At 40.5% G+C, this 16387-nt stretch carries 15 protein-coding genes; 2 read left to right on the top strand and 13 right to left on the bottom strand.

What is annotated here, in order from left to right:
* Positions 1-29: 29 nt before the first annotated feature.
* The 12 genes from bamB to prc form a co-directional block, all read right to left on the bottom strand.
* A complete protein-coding gene (gene bamB / locus MKX14_RS11475) occupies positions 30-1175 on the bottom strand; it encodes an outer membrane protein assembly factor BamB (protein ID WP_240282479.1) in 1146 nt (381 codons plus the stop codon).
* Positions 1175-1873 (bottom strand): YfgM family protein, encoded by a 699-nt coding sequence (locus tag MKX14_RS11470; protein WP_002114884.1) that lies wholly within the window; start codon positions 1871-1873, stop codon positions 1175-1177. Before MKX14_RS11470 ends, bamB begins: the two co-directional genes overlap by 1 nt.
* A gap of 28 nt (positions 1874-1901) precedes the next feature.
* Complete coding sequence (gene hisS, locus MKX14_RS11465; RefSeq protein WP_017482039.1) at positions 1902-3194, bottom strand: histidine--tRNA ligase; 1293 nt, start codon at positions 3192-3194, stop codon at positions 1902-1904.
* Complete coding sequence (ispG, locus tag MKX14_RS11460; RefSeq protein WP_002115078.1) at positions 3191-4306, bottom strand: flavodoxin-dependent (E)-4-hydroxy-3-methylbut-2-enyl-diphosphate synthase; 1116 nt, start codon at positions 4304-4306, stop codon at positions 3191-3193. Before ispG ends, hisS begins: the two co-directional genes overlap by 4 nt.
* Positions 4307-4327: 21 nt before the next feature.
* Positions 4328-5119 (bottom strand): helix-turn-helix domain-containing protein, encoded by a 792-nt coding sequence (locus MKX14_RS11455; RefSeq protein ID WP_002114935.1) that lies wholly within the window; start codon positions 5117-5119, stop codon positions 4328-4330.
* Positions 5110-5910, bottom strand: coding sequence for a type IV pilus biogenesis/stability protein PilW (pilW, locus tag MKX14_RS11450; protein ID WP_185140055.1), 801 nt, complete (start codon positions 5908-5910; stop codon positions 5110-5112). Before pilW ends, MKX14_RS11455 begins: the two co-directional genes overlap by 10 nt.
* A gap of 14 nt (positions 5911-5924) precedes the next feature.
* Positions 5925-7160, bottom strand: a complete 1236-nt coding sequence (gene rlmN / locus MKX14_RS11445; protein WP_002115097.1) for a 23S rRNA (adenine(2503)-C(2))-methyltransferase RlmN — start codon at positions 7158-7160, stop codon at positions 5925-5927.
* Between the two features lie 124 nt (positions 7161-7284).
* A complete protein-coding gene (gene ndk / locus MKX14_RS11440) occupies positions 7285-7716 on the bottom strand; it encodes a nucleoside-diphosphate kinase (protein ID WP_000963851.1) in 432 nt (143 codons plus the stop codon).
* Between the two features lie 113 nt (positions 7717-7829).
* Positions 7830-8030 carry a Fe-S cluster assembly protein IscX gene (gene iscX / locus MKX14_RS11435; protein WP_004698764.1) on the bottom strand — a complete coding sequence of 67 codons (201 nt, stop codon included), beginning with the start codon at positions 8028-8030 and terminating at the stop codon, positions 7830-7832.
* Between the two features lie 99 nt (positions 8031-8129).
* Positions 8130-8681: a phosphatase PAP2 family protein gene (locus MKX14_RS11430; protein ID WP_005066176.1), complete on the bottom strand. Its 552-nt coding sequence runs from the start codon at positions 8679-8681 to the stop codon at positions 8130-8132.
* A gap of 24 nt (positions 8682-8705) precedes the next feature.
* Positions 8706-9995, bottom strand: coding sequence for a glycosyltransferase family 4 protein (locus MKX14_RS11425; RefSeq protein ID WP_240282516.1), 1290 nt, complete (start codon positions 9993-9995; stop codon positions 8706-8708).
* Between the two features lie 137 nt (positions 9996-10132).
* The gene (prc, locus tag MKX14_RS11420) at positions 10133-12316 is read right to left on the bottom strand and encodes a carboxy terminal-processing peptidase (protein WP_240282478.1); all 2184 of its coding nucleotides are present in this window, start codon (positions 12314-12316) and stop codon (positions 10133-10135) included.
* A 192-nt stretch (positions 12317-12508) separates the two neighbouring features.
* Here prc and nagZ point away from each other — a divergent pair, with 192 nt between their 5' ends.
* Positions 12509-13528, top strand: coding sequence for a beta-N-acetylhexosaminidase (nagZ, locus tag MKX14_RS11415; RefSeq protein WP_240282477.1), 1020 nt, complete (start codon positions 12509-12511; stop codon positions 13526-13528).
* A gap of 381 nt (positions 13529-13909) precedes the next feature.
* A complete protein-coding gene (locus tag MKX14_RS11410; RefSeq protein WP_240282476.1) occupies positions 13910-14752 on the top strand; it encodes a class I SAM-dependent methyltransferase in 843 nt (280 codons plus the stop codon).
* A 55-nt stretch (positions 14753-14807) separates the two neighbouring features.
* Here the strand turns inward: MKX14_RS11410 and MKX14_RS11405 are convergent, their stop codons facing one another.
* Positions 14808-16121, bottom strand: coding sequence for an alpha/beta fold hydrolase (locus tag MKX14_RS11405; RefSeq protein ID WP_240282475.1), 1314 nt, complete (start codon positions 16119-16121; stop codon positions 14808-14810).
* Positions 16122-16387 lie beyond the last annotated feature (266 nt).

Genomic DNA, 16387 nt, shown 5'->3' with positions numbered 1-16387 from the left:
AGCGGCTATTTTAGCACAAGCAAACGAAATTAACGATTCTGCCAAATACTTAAATCGCCTTTTCTGGTCGAAACGTAAAGTTGGTTCTCAATAACACGTAATGTATTGACCTCACCACTTGTTTTTGAACGACCAATCAACTTACCTGTTGCAGGATCAACAAGATGTAATACGCCATCTAAATCACCAACAATAAGGTCCGATCCCAACACAACAGGGTTACTTAAATGACGGTTTAATAAACTATCATTTTGCCAAACTTGTTCGCCTGTCGTTAAATCATAAGCAGTTAACTTACCATCAGTTGATGAAACAAATACTTTATTGTCATAAACTTCTGGACGCTTCGTGCTGCTTGAGTCTTCACTCCAAACTACACGTTGCGAAGCTAGATCAGTTACAGTCACTTGTCCTTGGAAACTAGTAGTTACCATAAACTGTCCAGCAACAGTAGGATCACCATCGATATCAATCAAACGTTGAATATCAGAACGGCCTTCACTTACCGCAACACGACGTTGGAAACGTGGAATACCACTAATCGTATCAATTGCATACACATACGCATTTGCAGATGCGATTAATACAGTACGCGAATCAAGACTCACTGGTGATGCTTGACCACGCAAACTAAATTGGACATTTGGTAATTTATACGTCCAAACTTGCTGACCTGAAGCAGCATCATGCGCAAATACAGTACCGTCGTTTGCAATGGTAATAACGCGTCCAGACTGAACTAAAGAAGGACTTAATAGTGCACCAGATAACTGCGCAGTCCACTTTTGTTCACCTGTTGCCTGATCTAAAGCAAAAAGTTGACCTTTACTATTGCCAACAACAACAATTCCTTCAGCAGCTTCAACACCAGAGCTCAAGCCTAATTTGCTGACTTTTTTCTCCCAAATGCGTTGCTTGCCACGATATGCAGCGACTTCACCTTTTGGGTCAAGCGTAAAGACCACGCCCTCACTTGCATCAAGCTGCAAACGTAACGGATCTGCCTTATCAGTAGAAGAAACACTGCGCGAAAACACGGGTACTAGAGTCTTTTTCGACTCAGTCAATTTCGGTAGTGGATTTGGTTTTGCTTCTTTTACTTTGTTGCTAGAACATCCCACCAGTACAGCTGATGCGATTGCAATTGCCAAAGGCAGTTTGAATTTCTGATTCATTAAGACTCTTCCACCTGTGTTTCCAAAATTGGGCGCTCAATCTGTGGATCTTCAACTAAAACGCCAACACTTTCGAGTTTAATTTGTAAAATTTGTCGTTCTTGTTTACGTTCCAGTAACGAATCCCATGCTGCCTGATACGCTTTTTTAGCAGAATCAACATCTTTCTTAGCAACAAAGATATCACCACGTAACTCTTCTACTGTTGCTTTAAATGCAGGATCGACGTTACCAGACAAGGTTTTTAGTGCTTCATCATATTTGTTTTGCGCCAATTGTGCATCTGCTAAACGCAATTTTACAACCTGAATCAAACCTTCATCTTTTACTTTTGAATTTTCGACTTTCTTCAATGCTTTTTCAGCAGCAGCATAATCCTGTTTTTCATAGGCTAATTTTGCTAATACAAACTGAGTCTGTATTGCCTGAACAGAATCGATATCATCTTTTACGATTTTATCTGCCGATGCAGTTACCGAAGTTAAAGCATTAGGATTATCAGCACTTGCATTTGCCTCATCCATTAACTGCTGTACTTTTGCAGTTTCTGTCTGGCTGCTCGCAAGATTTCTTTTTTGCCAATATTCCCACCCAAAAAAGGCAATCAATGCAATGAGAATCCCGCTAATCATGGCAGAACCATATTTTTTGGCGAACGACTTTAAGCTGTCGAATTGTTCTTCATCACTTACACTCATGTGATTGTCCTTTTCCAGATGTTTCAGTTTATTTTGTAAATTTTTCGATTAAGAATGGTACAAGCTCAGCCAGCGCAACTTGAGACTGCTCAGCTGTTGCTAACTCTTTGATAGCAAGTTGCTGTGCTTCCCATTCACGCTCACCTAAAATCATGGCGTAAACAGCCCCAGCCTGATCAGCTTTTTTCATCTGACTCTTCATACTGCCTTGTGAACCTGTTTTGATTCGAATACTGCTATTTTCAGCTTCTAACTGGTCACGTAATTGTTCCGCTAAAATCAAAGCCTTAGTTTGATAAGCAGGTTCTGCAACCAAGAAGACTTCACAATCACGAATAACTTGAGCCTGTTCAACTTGCTCAACCAGAAGCAATAAACGCTCCATCCCCATACCAAAGCCAACAGCAGGTACAGATTGATCTGGCTTACCTTTTAGCTGACCAACAAGACCATCATAACGACCACCGCCACACACCGTACCTTGCGAACCAAGTGCAGTTGTTGTCCATTCAAAAACGGTTTTATTGTAGTAATCCAGACCACGCACCAATTTTTGATTAATGACAAATTTAACACCCGCAGCAGTCAAATAGTCTTGTAATTGTTGGAAGTGACTTAAACTATCTTCTTTCAAAAAGTCATATAATTTCGGCGCATTTTCCAGAATTTTCTGAGTCGATTCAATTTTAGAATCCAAAATACGTAGTGGATTCGTTGTTAAACGGCGCTGTGAATCTTCATCCAACGCATCTTTATGCTCATTTAAAAACGCAACCAAAGCATTACGATACTCTGTACGCTCATCTTTTTCACCCAAAGTATTCAACTCAAGTTGAACCATGTGATCAACGCCCATACGTTTCCATAATCGAGCTGTCATCAAGATAACTTCAGCTTCAATATCAGGAGTCGCAACACCGAAAGTTTCCACACCAAATTGGTGGAACTGACGGTAACGTCCTTTTTGTGGTTTTTCATAACGGAACATAGGTCCCATATACCACACGCGTGGCGTAGCACCGCGCAACAAATTATGTTCAACCAAAGCACGAACACAACCTGCAGTACCCTCTGGACGTAAGGTTAATGACTCTGGTGGATTACCTTTGTCAAAAAAGGTATACATTTCTTTTTCAACAATATCGGTAGCATCACCAATAGCACGTTTAAACAAGCCCGTTTGTTCAACGATCGGCAAACGAATTTGTTGATATCCATAAGCATCCATTAAAGATGCTAAATGTTGCTCGAGACGTCTCCACGCTACTGTTTGCGTTGGCAAGATGTCATTAAAACCTTTGATTGCGACGATTGAACTCATGATGAACTACGAATAATTTCTTTAGATTTAGCTTCTTCAAGCTCTTGGACACGTTGACGAACCATAGTTTCGATTTCATCAACCAATTGATCGGTATCGATTAAATGGCTTTTTTCACCATTACGATAAACCAATGAGCGAGGCGCAGCCCCAACGACCCCGATATCGGCTTCTTTTGCTTCACCTGGGCCGTTTACTTTACAGCCAATTACCGACACATCCATTGGAGTACGAATATCTTCTAAACGCTCTTCCAATGCTTGCATTACCTGAATAACATTAAATTCTTGGCGAGAGCAACTTGGGCAAGCAATAAAGTTAATACCGTTAGAACGAAGTCCTAGTGATTTTAAGATATCAAAACCAATCTTGATTTCATCTTCCGGTTCGGCGGCAAGCGAAATACGCATCGTATCGCCAATACCTTCCATCAACAATCCGCCAAGGGCAATCGCCGACTTCACAGTACCTGTACGATAAATACCAGCTTCAGTCACACCTAGATGTAATGGGTTATCAATTTGCTTTGAAAGTAAACGATAAGCATCCATGGTTAAAAACACATTTGATGCTTTTACGCTGACTTTAAATTCATGGAAGTTGAGACGATCTAAAATATCAATATGACGTAGTGCTGATTCAAGCAGCGCCTCACCTGTAGGTTCGCCATATTTCTTTTGTAAATCTTTTTCTAAAGAACCCGCATTGACCCCAATACGCATAGAAATGCCATGATGACGCGCCGCAGCAACGACTTCACGCACTTTCTGGTCTGAGCCAATATTGCCTGGGTTAATACGTAAACAGTCTGCACCATAGTCTGCAACTGCCAGAGCAATTCTATGGTCAAAGTGAATATCAGCCACCAATGGAACTGAAACACGTTTACGGATCGCACCAAATGCCTCAGCAGCCTCCATAGATGGGACCGAAACACGCATAATATCAGCACCTGCATCAACGCAACGCTCGATTTGAGCAACGGTTGCATCGACATCGCAAGTTTCGGTATTTGTCATACTTTGCACACTAATAGGTGCATCGCCACCGACATACACCGAACCAACACGGATTTTACGTGTTGGTCGACGTTTAATTGGGTTCTCTATCATTGTATCGCTCAACTCATGGTATTAGCGGGATAAACGGAATTCTGCTTTACCGTTTACCGTATATGGAGACAATGAAATCTGTTCTTGGTTTAGACTTAATGACACAGCCGTTGCATCATCAAGACGAATCTGGAATGGAGACTCACCAGTTAAGTTTAAAGTTGATGACTGACGACCTGTCGCCAAAACTTTACCTGTTGCATCAACAATATGAACAGAAGTTGGTCGGTTAAAGTTTAACACCAATTGATCACCCACTGTTGAGGTGGTAGCCCCTTGCATAGGTAAAACTTCAACATTCGATTGATTTACTTTAGGTAAATCAGCATCTTCTTTCTTTGAAGTCCATTTTTGGACACCCATAACAAGCAATGACACAACAGCAAGAATTACAACAGCAAGAAGTGCGCGCTTTAACCATTTCTTATTACGATCACTATTAGAACCCGGGAGTTTACCCATGATTTTAATTGGCGAATTATTTAAGGCATGATTTGGTAACAGCCCAGTATCATTTGCATAAATCTCATCGAAACGCTGAATAATTGCCGTCGCGTCCGTATTTAAATATTTTGCATATGAACGGTAATAACCCTTAATAAAAGTCGCTTCCGGCAATGATTTATAGTCATCTTGCTCTAAAGCGGTCAAGGTCTTAACCGGCATATTTAAATCTGAAGAAACTTGCCCTAACTCTTTATTCTGAGCAACTCGAATTTGACGTAAATACTCACCAGGACGTTGAATATTTCCTAAAGCAGAAGTCGGTAAGCTTGAGCCAGTTGGCTGCTGTGAATTAGGATTTATTTCCATACGGCCTCAGTACTATACTGTAATTGCAAATAACGTTGATATTCTGGACTTTCCGGGAACAAAGCACGTAACTGGTTTACTAACACTTGCATTCCCATTTTATCCGCATTGGCTCGAGCCACTCTTACACCAATCCAAAGTGCTCTTGCACCCTGATTTTTCTGCCCCACTGTACGAACATATTGCTCATACATTTGTGTAGCAGCCGGAATCTGCTGCTGCAAATAAAAAATTTCCGCTAACTCTAACATTGAAATATAAGAGTCGCGGTTAGCAAGGAGTGCTTGTTTGAATGTTTTTTCAGCATTCGCAACATCACCCAATTTTAAATAAATACGCCCCAGATTTTCTAATGCCTGATAGCGTTGGTCATAACCTAATGTTGCGCCAGCAATACGAAATTGCTCAACCGCATCATTATAACGCTCCATTTGATATAAATAAGTACCATAATTATTATGTGCTTGAGCATTATCCGGTTCAGATGAAATTGCTCTTTTAAAATAATGTTCTGCTTTTTCTAAATTGGATTTGCTACCTTCTTGCTGTAGCAAAATACCCATCATCATATTTGCAGTAGCATCGCGGCTATCTACACTTAAAGCTTGATCAAGAGCTCGCTTTGCTGAGTCCAAGTCACCCGAACGGATATGTTCAGCAGCAAGTTGTGTACGCACCTTTACCGCTTTCTCAGGGTCTTTTTTTTGCGTATGCGTTGTCTGGCAACCACTTACCAGAAATGCAACTGCAATCCCCATACATAAAACCGTTTTTAACTTTGGAATACTCAAAGCCTGCCCTCAATTTATCCTTGTGTCCGCAAAATCTCTTGACGCTGTGTGACTTTTTTCTGCCACTGTTCAGCACGACGGGTTCTGTCAGCCACTTGACCCACCAACTGCCCACATGCAGCGTCAATATCATCACCACGTGTTTGACGAATCGTACACACAAATCCCGCATCAGACAAAGTTTTTTGGAACGAGATAATACGATTTCGGCTTGAGCGACCATATGGCGCATGCGGGAACGGGTTAAACGGAATCAAGTTAATTTTACTTGGTAAATTTTTTAATAATTTAATCATTTGCTGTGCATGTTCAGGCTGATCATTTACGCCTTCTAACATCACATATTCAATAGTCACATGTTTACGCGTACTTTCATTACCATCTTTGGCAATATAACGCTGACATGCTGCAATTAACTGAGCCAATGGATATTTTTTATTAATAGGTACCAATTCGTTACGTAATTCATCGTTTGGCGCATGTAAAGAAATGGCTAAAGCCACATCAATGTCTTTTGCAAGTTGATCAATTTTTGGTACAACACCTGAAGTTGATAAAGTCACACGACGTTTTGACATGCCATAAGCAAAGTCATCAAGCATAATCTGCATTGAGCTTAATACGGCATCATAGTTGAGCAATGGCTCACCCATGCCCATCATCACAACATTGGTCACTGAACGTTCGCGCTCAGCAACAGGCACTTCTTCCATATAAGAGTAGTTTGCCATCCAGAGTTGCCCAATAATTTCATCTGGCGTTAAATCACGTTGGAAACCTTGTTTACCTGTTGAACAAAATGAGCAATCTAATGCGCAGCCCACTTGAGAGGAAATACAAAGCGTTTTACGTAACCCAGTTTTATCTTCGGCAGGAATTAATACAGTTTCAACTAAAGAACCTGCACCCTCACCTACGCGAAACACCCACTTACGTGTACCATCTTTTGAGTAATGACGGTGAACCACTTCAGGTGCTTTAATTTCACAAATCTGTTCAAGCTTCGCACGTAATTTGCCTGAAATATTGGTCATTTCAGCAAAGTCAGTAACAAAGTATTGATGTATCCATTTCATGACCTGTCCGGCACGAAACTTCTTCTCACCAATATCTTCAAAGAATTTTTCTAACTCAGGACGAGACATGCCGAGTAAATTCACTTTATTTTCGGCAGCAGGGATTACCGGCGTGGACGAAGATTGCTGCTGTCCATCAAGATTTTCAGATGAAACGACCACTGCAGAACTCATGTGTATTTACCTAAACCATGTCAAAAAAACTGAAGATATTGTTCAAGAATCAAACAATATTCTCTTAAGAGAATAAAAAAACCAGATAAGTAGTATACCACTTATCTGGTTTGAATGCTTTCGATTAACGAGTGCGTGGGCAGATCTCGTTGTCAGCAAAGAAGTAAGCAATTTCACGCTCTGCAGAAGCAACTGAGTCAGAACCGTGAGCAGCGTTTTCGTCGATGCTTACAGCGAAGTCAGCGCGGATAGTACCAGGAGCAGCTTCTTTAGGGTTTGTAGCACCTAAGATTTCACGGTGTGCAAGAACTGCGTTTTCACCTTCAAGAACAGATACAACAACTGGACCAGAAGTCATGAATGCAACTAAGTCACCGAAGAAACCACGTTCTTTATGCTCAGCATAGAAACCTTCAGCATCAGCTTGAGAAAGGTGTTTCATTTTAGTCGCAACAATTTTTAAACCCGCTTTTTCAAAACGAGCAAAAATTTCACCGATGTGGTTTTTAGACACTGCATCAGGTTTTACGATAGACAAAGTACGTTCAATAGCCATGAGTGGCTCCTTTATTTTAAGATTTAAACTTTAAAAAATTTGCCGCATTATACCGATGTCATAGGCAATAATCAGCTTTGAATGTGTAAAAGTTGCGATTTTTTCTACTGTTTTTAGCGAACTTCGTCTATCCAGGCCATCTGAATGCCTTCTAACAATCCTTCTGTCGATTTATTTGGGTCATCACTGAAGTCTGGCAATGCGCACACCCATGCATGTAAATCGGTAAAACGGATCCATTGCGGATCAACTTCTGGATGTGCTTCTGACAATTCAATGGCAATATCAATCGTATCTGTCCAACGTAAGCCCATAGCGGCTCCTATCTGTTTAATCTGCTAAATCACGAACTGTGTACTTTAGCAAATCCACAAACCTAATCGATAGCTTAAGCTGATAAAAATTACCGATGCTTATAAAGCAATGTTCAATAATGGCGCCACAAAAATAATCGTAGCCGCAACCGCTGCACCAATTAGCGCACCAACAATCACATCACTTGGGTAATGAAGACCCAGTACCATACGAGACAAAGCGACAAGCACCATAAATGGGAACATGGCTGCAAGCAGAACTGGCTGGATGTAACCCAATACAATTGTCACCATGACCGCATGAAGCGTGTGACCTGATGGAAAACTAAAGTGATCAAGTGGTCTTTCACCAAGTACAATTACCTGATGCACCTGATAAGGACGTGGTCGCGTTGTTTTGTGTTTTAAAAATTTATAGATTGCTGTGCCAACTGAACCACCTAATAACAAGTAGATGATCTGCAAGCTATAGTTAATGCCTTGCATACCCCATACGATTGCTAACATTAGATACCAAAATGGCCCATCACCAACACGACTGATAATTTTGAAAAAAAGGGCAACGCGCTGTGAGTGAGAGAAATTGTTCAGATATAAACAGCCTCTCAAATCTAAATCGAGTATTTTTATTTTTGCATTCTTAAATTTCATGGTCATTCTCCTATTTTAGGATACTTAGGTGAAGTCCAACGAGGGCTCCTTCACTACCTGATAAAATGCCTGCTCCAATTGCTGAACCGGAAGTTGCCAACCGCTTTGCTGTACTTTATGACAGGCTTGTACGCCCATTTCTCTAAGTTGTTGTACCGAAGGAAGCTGATAAATTTGTTGTATAAAGTGGTTTTTTTGTCCAAGTGGGCTTAACCAGCCATTCACACCATGTGTTAAGTATTGATGTGCACATGCATAATCATACGCTATAACTGGTAAACCGCTTGCCATTGCCTCTAAAACTACGTTACCAAACGTTTCAACTTGACTCGCAAATACGAATACATCTGCACTCGCATAGGCAGCCGCCAAATCTTGCCCTCTCAGACTTCCGGTAAAGATAACATTCTTCGCTTCAGGCAGTAACTTTAAACGAGCAAAATCCGGGCCATCTCCAACAATAACTAATTTAGTTTTATGTGGCTGAATGGTTTGTAAGTTGGCATAACTTTCAATGAGCACTTGCACTTCTTTTTCGGGAGATAAACGCCCTACATACAGCATAACGCGGGTATTCTCATCAGCATCCCATTGCTTTCGTAAATTTTCAGAGCGATGCTTCGGTGAAAATCTGGTTGTATCTACGCCACGCCCAACGACAACCAGTGGACAAGTAATACCGAAACCACGTAATGCTTCTTGAGTATCTTTACTCGGCACACAAGTTACTTGAGTGTTATTGTGAAACCAGCACAGGTATTTTTGAATCGGTTTGACTAAAAAAGCCAAATCGAAGAATCGACTAAAGTCTTGAAATGGTGAATGAAAGCCGCTCGAAACTGGAATAGCTTTTGCCTTAGCAGCTTGCATGGCAGTTAAACCCAATGGCCCTTCAGTCACAATGTGTACGACATCTGGCACAAACTTTTCAAAAGCTTTCGATACTTTTAAATATTGTGGCCAACCAAATTGTAAAGTTGGATATTTTGGAATAGCTTGTGACATCACCAGACATTCTTGCTCTGGTGTAAAGTCATGACATTTCGCTTTTTGCTCTGGGCGAATCAGTAAAATCTTATGCCCCTGTTTTTGTAAACCTTGGCATAACTGTAATAATGAAAGTGCCACACCATTGATTTCGGGTGGCCAAGTTTCCGTCACAATCGCAATTTTTAAACGTGGGCGCACCAAGTCATGCAATGAATGTGCATTGGATAGCTGCTGCTTTTGTTTAAAAAAGAATTGGAAGCTTTCAGGAAGTTGCTGTTGTTTTAATAGTGCTGTCGCGTATGAACTTTGCATAGCGCCATCCATCAATGTATTTATTTTCATGCTTAAAGATTAAGCAGTTTTTTTGACATTTTGATGATAAATGCGTGACAGTTTACTGACATGAAAAATAAAAAAGCACACTGATGACAGCATGCTTTTTTCTTAAAGCCTAGTAACTCTTAGCGGTTTTGTAATTTTGCATAATCCATGAGTACATTAGCAGCTTCAGTCACAAAAGTTTCTTCTTCTGGTAACGCTGGACGTTGCGATGCTTTCATTTTAGCGCGAGATTCAGCTAGAGCATCTAATGAAGCTTGATAGCTTTCCCAGTTTGCAAAAGGCTTTTGACCCGTTGCAGCACGGCGTTCATTTTCTGCATCTAAAGTTTGTTTCTCTAAGCCAAGTAATTCAGCACGGCGCTTATCAATATCAAGTACCACTTGTTTCTGATCACTCGTTACCTTAGCAATCGCAGTACGTTTATTTAGATATTTAAACTGAGCGTCATTGCCAACACGTTGTTCAGAGAATTGAGACAACTTTGTCACATAAGGTTGAACAGAACCTTCTCGCTTAAATGGTGCAGTAGGAATTGTGTCCCATTTCAACGCATTCTTCGATTTACGCTCACCAAACTCTTCGTTATAGATATCGACGAGTTTAATGTCTGGCACTACACCTTTATTTTGTGTACTACCGCCAGTAATACGATAGAACTTACGCTGAGTTAAAGTCGCTTGACCATATGCAAGAGTATCAAGTTGTACCTGAGCTGTACCCTTACCAGTGGTTGTACTACCAATAATAATACCGCGCTCATAATCTTGAATTGCAGCAGAGTAAATCTCACTTGCTGATGCCGATGCCAAGTTCACCAATACAGCGAGTGGACCTGTATAAATTTGCTGCCCCCCATCGTTATCTTCAAACACGCTTACGTTGCCATTGCCATCACGAATTTGTACAACTGGACCAGACTTAATCACCTGCCCCAACATACGTGCAACTTCTTCTAATGAACCACCCGGGTCATTACGTAAGTCAATAATAATACCTTCTACTTTCTTCGCTTTTAGCGCTTCAAAAGCATTTGCAGTATCTTCAGAAACTGAACGGTATTGTTTACCCGCACGACGTGAACGATAGTCAAAATAGAATGATGGAATTTCAATTACGCCCAACACATGCTTTTTCCCATCACGTGTCACTTCAACTGTGCGTGAACGAACACCAGCATCTTCTTCTTGGATAACATCACGTACTAATGTCACGTTACGTGCCTGACTCATTGATGCGCCAGCACCAAGAAGTTTTAGCGTGACTTTTGTTCCGCGTTTACCACGAATGAGTCCAACAATTTCAGAACTTGTCCAGCCAATCACATCAACCATTTTTTCGCCTTCTTGGGCGACACCAATGATTCGATCTCCTGATTTCACTTGGCCAGACTTACTTGCAGGGCCACCTTCTACAATGGTTTCAATTTTGGTGTAATCTTCGTTGCCACGTTCTGGACGAATCGACACACCAATACCTTCAAGCTGCAAGGTAGTTTGGCGATTAAGTTCTATCGCATCAATTGGCGGGTAATAGTTACTATGTGGATCATAGGTCGCCAACATTGCATTTAATGTTTTATCCAAGACATCATCGCTTTTCACACGACTAATTCTTTCAAGCTGACGCGTATAACGTTTAGTTAACGTTTGAGCTGGCGTTAAATCTTCTGGGCCAGTTAAGTCTTGCCCATTTGCAAGTGAAGGATTCTCTTTAAGCGCTTTTTGCTTCGCCTGCTCTTCTTCACGGCTAATGGTTAAGTTGATTAACTGTGAAACCAACATTTTTCGCCAATGATTTTGTTGCTCAGCAGTCGTTTTAAAATACGGTGCTTTTTCACGATCAACTTCAATATAGCTATTCGGCTGCTTTAAATTTTGCTGTTGTTTTAACTCAGCTAACATAAACTCATAAAATTGTTTTAAGCGTTCACGATATTGCTGATGAATTGCAAACGGTCCAGTTAAATTCCCCGCTTTTAATGAAGCACCAAAATTTGAACCATATAGTTTTTTATAATTTTGAACTTCAGAATCTAAAAATAGTGAGTGATCTGGATCAAGACTATCTAAATACATATCCAGAATACGATTTGATGTGGTCGCATCCAGACGCATATTTAAATAATGTTGACGATCAACTAAAGTTGCCAGTTGGCGAGCCACCAAAGCCTGTTCTTGCGTTGGCTGGATTGATTGAGAAACCGCAGCAGTATTGGTTGCCGCTCTCGCTTCATTCATCGTATGAGAGAAGAATAAACCGCCAGTCGCGATCGCTACTGCACAAGCTATAGTTTGAAGTTTCATAAATTTTTAATACTTCCTTGGGTGTTCCTATCTTACACGCTCTGTTTTCGATATGAACTAAGCAGATTCAAAATCTTAACCAACTAAATTGTTTATACCGTGTAGTTTTATCATATTCTGTACTGACAAAATGTAGCAAAACATTGCAAAATTCGCTTATTGTTTTTCAATCAAAATTCAAATGGAACCAATATGATTGGCGCATTGATGCTGGACATCGCCGGCACAGAACTTACTCAAGAAGATATTGAACTATTACGCGCTCCGCAAGTCGGTGGCATGATTTTATTTGCACGAAATATTGAATCTCCACAACAAGTACGTGCTTTAACCGACCATATGCGTCAAATTCGCCCAGATATTTTGATTGCTGTTGACCAAGAAGGTGGCCGAGTTCAACGCCTAAAATCAGGTTTTACCTTATTACCAGCCATGGGCCGTTTTGGGGATTTATATTTAACTCAACCTCAAAAAGCACTTGAGCTGGCTGAACAGTGCGGTTGGTTAATGGCAACAGAAGTCCTTGCAGTCGGCATCGATTTTAGTTTTGCACCAGTTTTAGATCTTAATGCAATTAGTGACGTGATTGGCGACCGTGGCTTCTCTAAAAATATTGATGATATTGCCCCACTTGCAGGCGCATTTATGCAAGGTATGAAAAAAGCCGGCATGGCAAATACGGGCAAGCACTTCCCGGGTCACGGTTCAGTAAAAGCTGACTCGCATGTTGCGGCCGCAATCGACAGTCGTAGCTATGACGAAATTTACAACCATGATATGCAGAGCTTCATTAAGCTTATGCCTCAGCTAGATGCGCTCATGCCTGCACATGTGATTTATGATCAAGTTGATCCAAATCCAGCAGGTTTTTCACCTTTCTGGATTCAAGAAGTTCTACGCAAGCGTTTGAAGTTTGATGGTGTACTTTTCTCTGATGACTTAAGCATGCAGGCTGCATGTGTAGCAGGTGGCGCAGATGCTCGTATTCAAGCTGCTCTAGCGGCTGGGTGTGACATGGGGCTGGTATGTAATGACCGAAGTGCAGCCTGTACAGCACTTGAAGGTATTACAGATTTAGAGCTACCAAACCAAGAGCGTTTAGAACGCATGCGCGGCCAAATTCCACAAATTCAGATCGGTGAAACCTTATCGCTTGGAAATGAGTGGCAAGCTGTCAAAACAGCCATTGAAGAGTTTAAAAATTCGATTTAAGTTAGTAAAAATTTTAATTGGCTACAAAAACCTATTCACTATCTGATACGCGATTAAGTCATACGCAACCTGAGCAATGCAAAAGCGTTAGCGCTTTCGCATTGCGCAAGACAAACGAAGTGCATAGCATTTACTCAAGCATAGCTTTCGTTTTACGGTACGGCAAAGATAATTAATCTTTGCTATTCGTACCTCAGGTTTTGCCTACTTTTGCCAAAACAAAAGTAGGTCGAACCGAAGGTTACTGCCGAAATGAAACATTTACACAGTAAAACTCTGCCGTGATGTATGTCAGCTTAAATGACATAATTTCAGTGCAAGGTCTTATAAACGCCTAGGCAACTAAGATCACACAAAAACAATAAACCGAGTTCAGGACGAATGACACAACAACTTTCAAAACACCGCCATATCTCTTTTACAGCCCATTATACGGGTTATATCTGGTATCAAATGGGGATTTCTCATGAAGCACTTGCCACAACGAAAGGCAAGTCACTAGCGTATTTGGTTCATCCGATAGAATCATGGGCAGAGAAATATGTGGGCGGTAGCATGCGCACTACGCTCAAACAACGCCACACCATGCTTGATCATCATTTAGAACAACTCATTCAAGAAAATCCTGATTTACAGGTGCTTGAAATAGCATGTGGCCTGTCGCCACGTGGCTGGTGGTTTAGACAACATTACCCTTCTATTACCTATCGGGAGCTTGATTTGCCCAATATGGCACAAACCAAACAAAATGCGTTACAGCAAATTGAAAAAAATGCACCTGAAGTTTTATCAGTTGATTTATTTACAGAAGCTTTTGCACAGGCATTTGAAGTATTTGACCCTAACCGCCCACTGGTTGTAATCAGTGAAGGCTTGATTAACTATTTCGACAAAAATTTATTAAAACAATTGATCCAATCGATTGGCCACTATGGTGCTTCTTTTAAAAAGTTTCATTATTTAACTGACCTATACCCTGAACCAGTTAAAAACAAACTTGCCAGTATTATCTGGAATAGCAGTAAATTATTGAAATTAATGTCTCGAAGCTCGTTTAGTTTTCATTTTAAAAGTCCACAAGAAGTGAAAGACTTTTTTAAAGATACAGAGTTTGAGCAGGTTACTATTGAACAGCCACAAATATTTTTTGGGAAAGTTTCTCAAGATAGCCATGAAGAGCATTTAGGCGATTTAGTCTGGATTATTCACGCTCAAATAAAATAATAAATATAAAAAATGGAAGCTCGACATCAACGAGCTTCCATTTATAAAAACCTAATTAAGCAGTTTGTTTTTGACGGACAATAAAACGACTTAAACGATCCGCAAGCTCAAAACTGCCATGTTTAAATAAAGCACGGATTCCGTGTTCAGTAGCTTCAAAGATTAAACACTCAATTGCAAAACGACCTTCTTCATCTTCTAAATTAAGTGCCAAATCACGTGGATGATCATTCACAAAATCAAGCTGCGAAACATCATCCATTTTTAAATACATCCCAAAGAAAGTCACATCCACAATCGTCACTGGCACTTCTGTTTTACATTCACGGTGGCTCAGTTGAGTGTTCGGTTGCAAAACTGGAACTCGCTCTTCACCACGGCGCTCCATGTTTTGCATTTGTTCACGTGTCATAGGAATAATGCCATCCAGATTTTGGATAGATTCACCCTTCAAGAATGAAGTGAACAAACTCATGGTTTCTTTACGACGCTGGAGCTGTGGCACATGATCAGCGTTTGCAATAAGTGCAAATTCCATATCAGGACATTGCAAAGCAAAATTGGCATTTTCATGAGGCAAAGTAAAACTATCGTACTGCCCTGCTGCTACTAGCGTTTTGCACTCGGGAATAGGTACATCTGTTAAACGCAAAAGGCGATTACAGTTAATTTCATAACGTTCTCGCTCAGTCCCCGTAAACTCGGCCATTTGTCTAAAAAATAACTTTTTAGCGGTTGGCGACATACGAGTTTTATCTAATTTTGCATGATTAACTAAATATAAAATAACAGCTTGCCCAAACTCTTCCATACGGTTTTCTTGCATGAGTTTGAGGGATTCTTCCAAAATCATTCGCCAACTTTTTCGGGTCTTTTGCATAACACCCATCAAAATCATACGATCCATCAGGTCAGGACGGTGATGAGCAAAACAAGAGGCAATCACGGACCCTAAAGACATTCCCATTACAGAAACTTTTTGTATTCCAACGATATCTAACCAACGTCCTAACATTTCAGATAAATCAGGAAGTTCTAAAGTACCCGCAGATACTCCTGTGTCGCGATTGGTAATTTGCTGATTTGCACCCATTGAAGGTAAGTCAATTAAAATAACCGGACCACTTTCAAACAATTGTTCAACACAATATTTATAAGAATTAAAATTCTGGAAAGCACCACCAACAATCACAATCGGCGTTTTGTGAATCGTTTTAGGATCGGCAATTGCCATATATTCAATTTTCCAACCGTCAATCCATGTTGTACGAGCAGGTTGTTTAAAACTATCTCTATGGTAGATATCGAAAAAGCCAAAACCGGCATAAGCTTGGTTGATCTCCGAATCCATTTGAATAATGGAATTCATATCCTTGCTTCCTCCTTGCTGTAATTTTTTTATGCTGCAAGAGTTCCTTCTTGAACACGTAATCTTTTATGCACAAAACTTTAAAATTTGTATTAGTTTGTATTGCACAAGTCCATTCTAAACAATTGTCTGAAATATACGCAATCGCTGAAATGACCGCTCATCTTGTTTAAGTCGCTAATAGTTTGCAAAATATTTAAATGTTTTTTTATGATGGTCACATTTTTCAAAAAAAGCCATTCATTGTTCCGCATTTGACTGCTACT

It is taken from the genome of Acinetobacter pittii (assembly GCF_022449185.1).
Taxonomy (GTDB): domain Bacteria; phylum Pseudomonadota; class Gammaproteobacteria; order Pseudomonadales; family Moraxellaceae; genus Acinetobacter; species Acinetobacter pittii_I.
The sequence above is the reverse complement of the archived record's forward strand: the minus strand, read 5'-3'. Positions and strand labels throughout refer to the sequence as shown.

Bases quoted from the DNA above. Each gene is read 5' to 3' on its own strand.
- bamB (WP_240282479.1), bottom strand. From the start codon at position 1,175: ATGAATCAGAAATTCAAACTGCCTTTGGCAATTGCAATCGCATCAGCT.
- MKX14_RS11470 (WP_002114884.1), bottom strand. From the start codon at position 1,873: ATGAGTGTAAGTGATGAAGAACAATTCGACAGCTTAAAGTCGTTCGCC.
- hisS (WP_017482039.1), bottom strand. From the start codon at position 3,194: ATGAGTTCAATCGTCGCAATCAAAGGTTTTAATGACATCTTGCCAACG.
- ispG (WP_002115078.1), bottom strand. From the start codon at position 4,306: ATGATAGAGAACCCAATTAAACGTCGACCAACACGTAAAATCCGTGTT.
- MKX14_RS11455 (WP_002114935.1), bottom strand. From the start codon at position 5,119: ATGGAAATAAATCCTAATTCACAGCAGCCAACTGGCTCAAGCTTACCG.
- rlmN (WP_002115097.1), bottom strand. From the start codon at position 7,160: ATGAGTTCTGCAGTGGTCGTTTCATCTGAAAATCTTGATGGACAGCAG.
- ndk (WP_000963851.1), bottom strand. From the start codon at position 7,716: ATGGCTATTGAACGTACTTTGTCTATCGTAAAACCTGATGCAGTGTCT.
- iscX (WP_004698764.1), bottom strand. From the start codon at position 8,030: ATGGGCTTACGTTGGACAGATACGATTGATATTGCCATTGAATTGTCA.
- MKX14_RS11430 (WP_005066176.1), bottom strand. From the start codon at position 8,681: ATGAAATTTAAGAATGCAAAAATAAAAATACTCGATTTAGATTTGAGA.
- MKX14_RS11425 (WP_240282516.1), bottom strand. From the start codon at position 9,995: ATGGATGGCGCTATGCAAAGTTCATACGCGACAGCACTATTAAAACAA.
- prc (WP_240282478.1), bottom strand. From the start codon at position 12,316: ATGAAACTTCAAACTATAGCTTGTGCAGTAGCGATCGCGACTGGCGGT.
- nagZ (WP_240282477.1), top strand. From the start codon at position 12,509: ATGATTGGCGCATTGATGCTGGACATCGCCGGCACAGAACTTACTCAA.
- MKX14_RS11410 (WP_240282476.1), top strand. From the start codon at position 13,910: ATGACACAACAACTTTCAAAACACCGCCATATCTCTTTTACAGCCCAT.
- MKX14_RS11405 (WP_240282475.1), bottom strand. From the start codon at position 16,121: ATGAATTCCATTATTCAAATGGATTCGGAGATCAACCAAGCTTATGCC.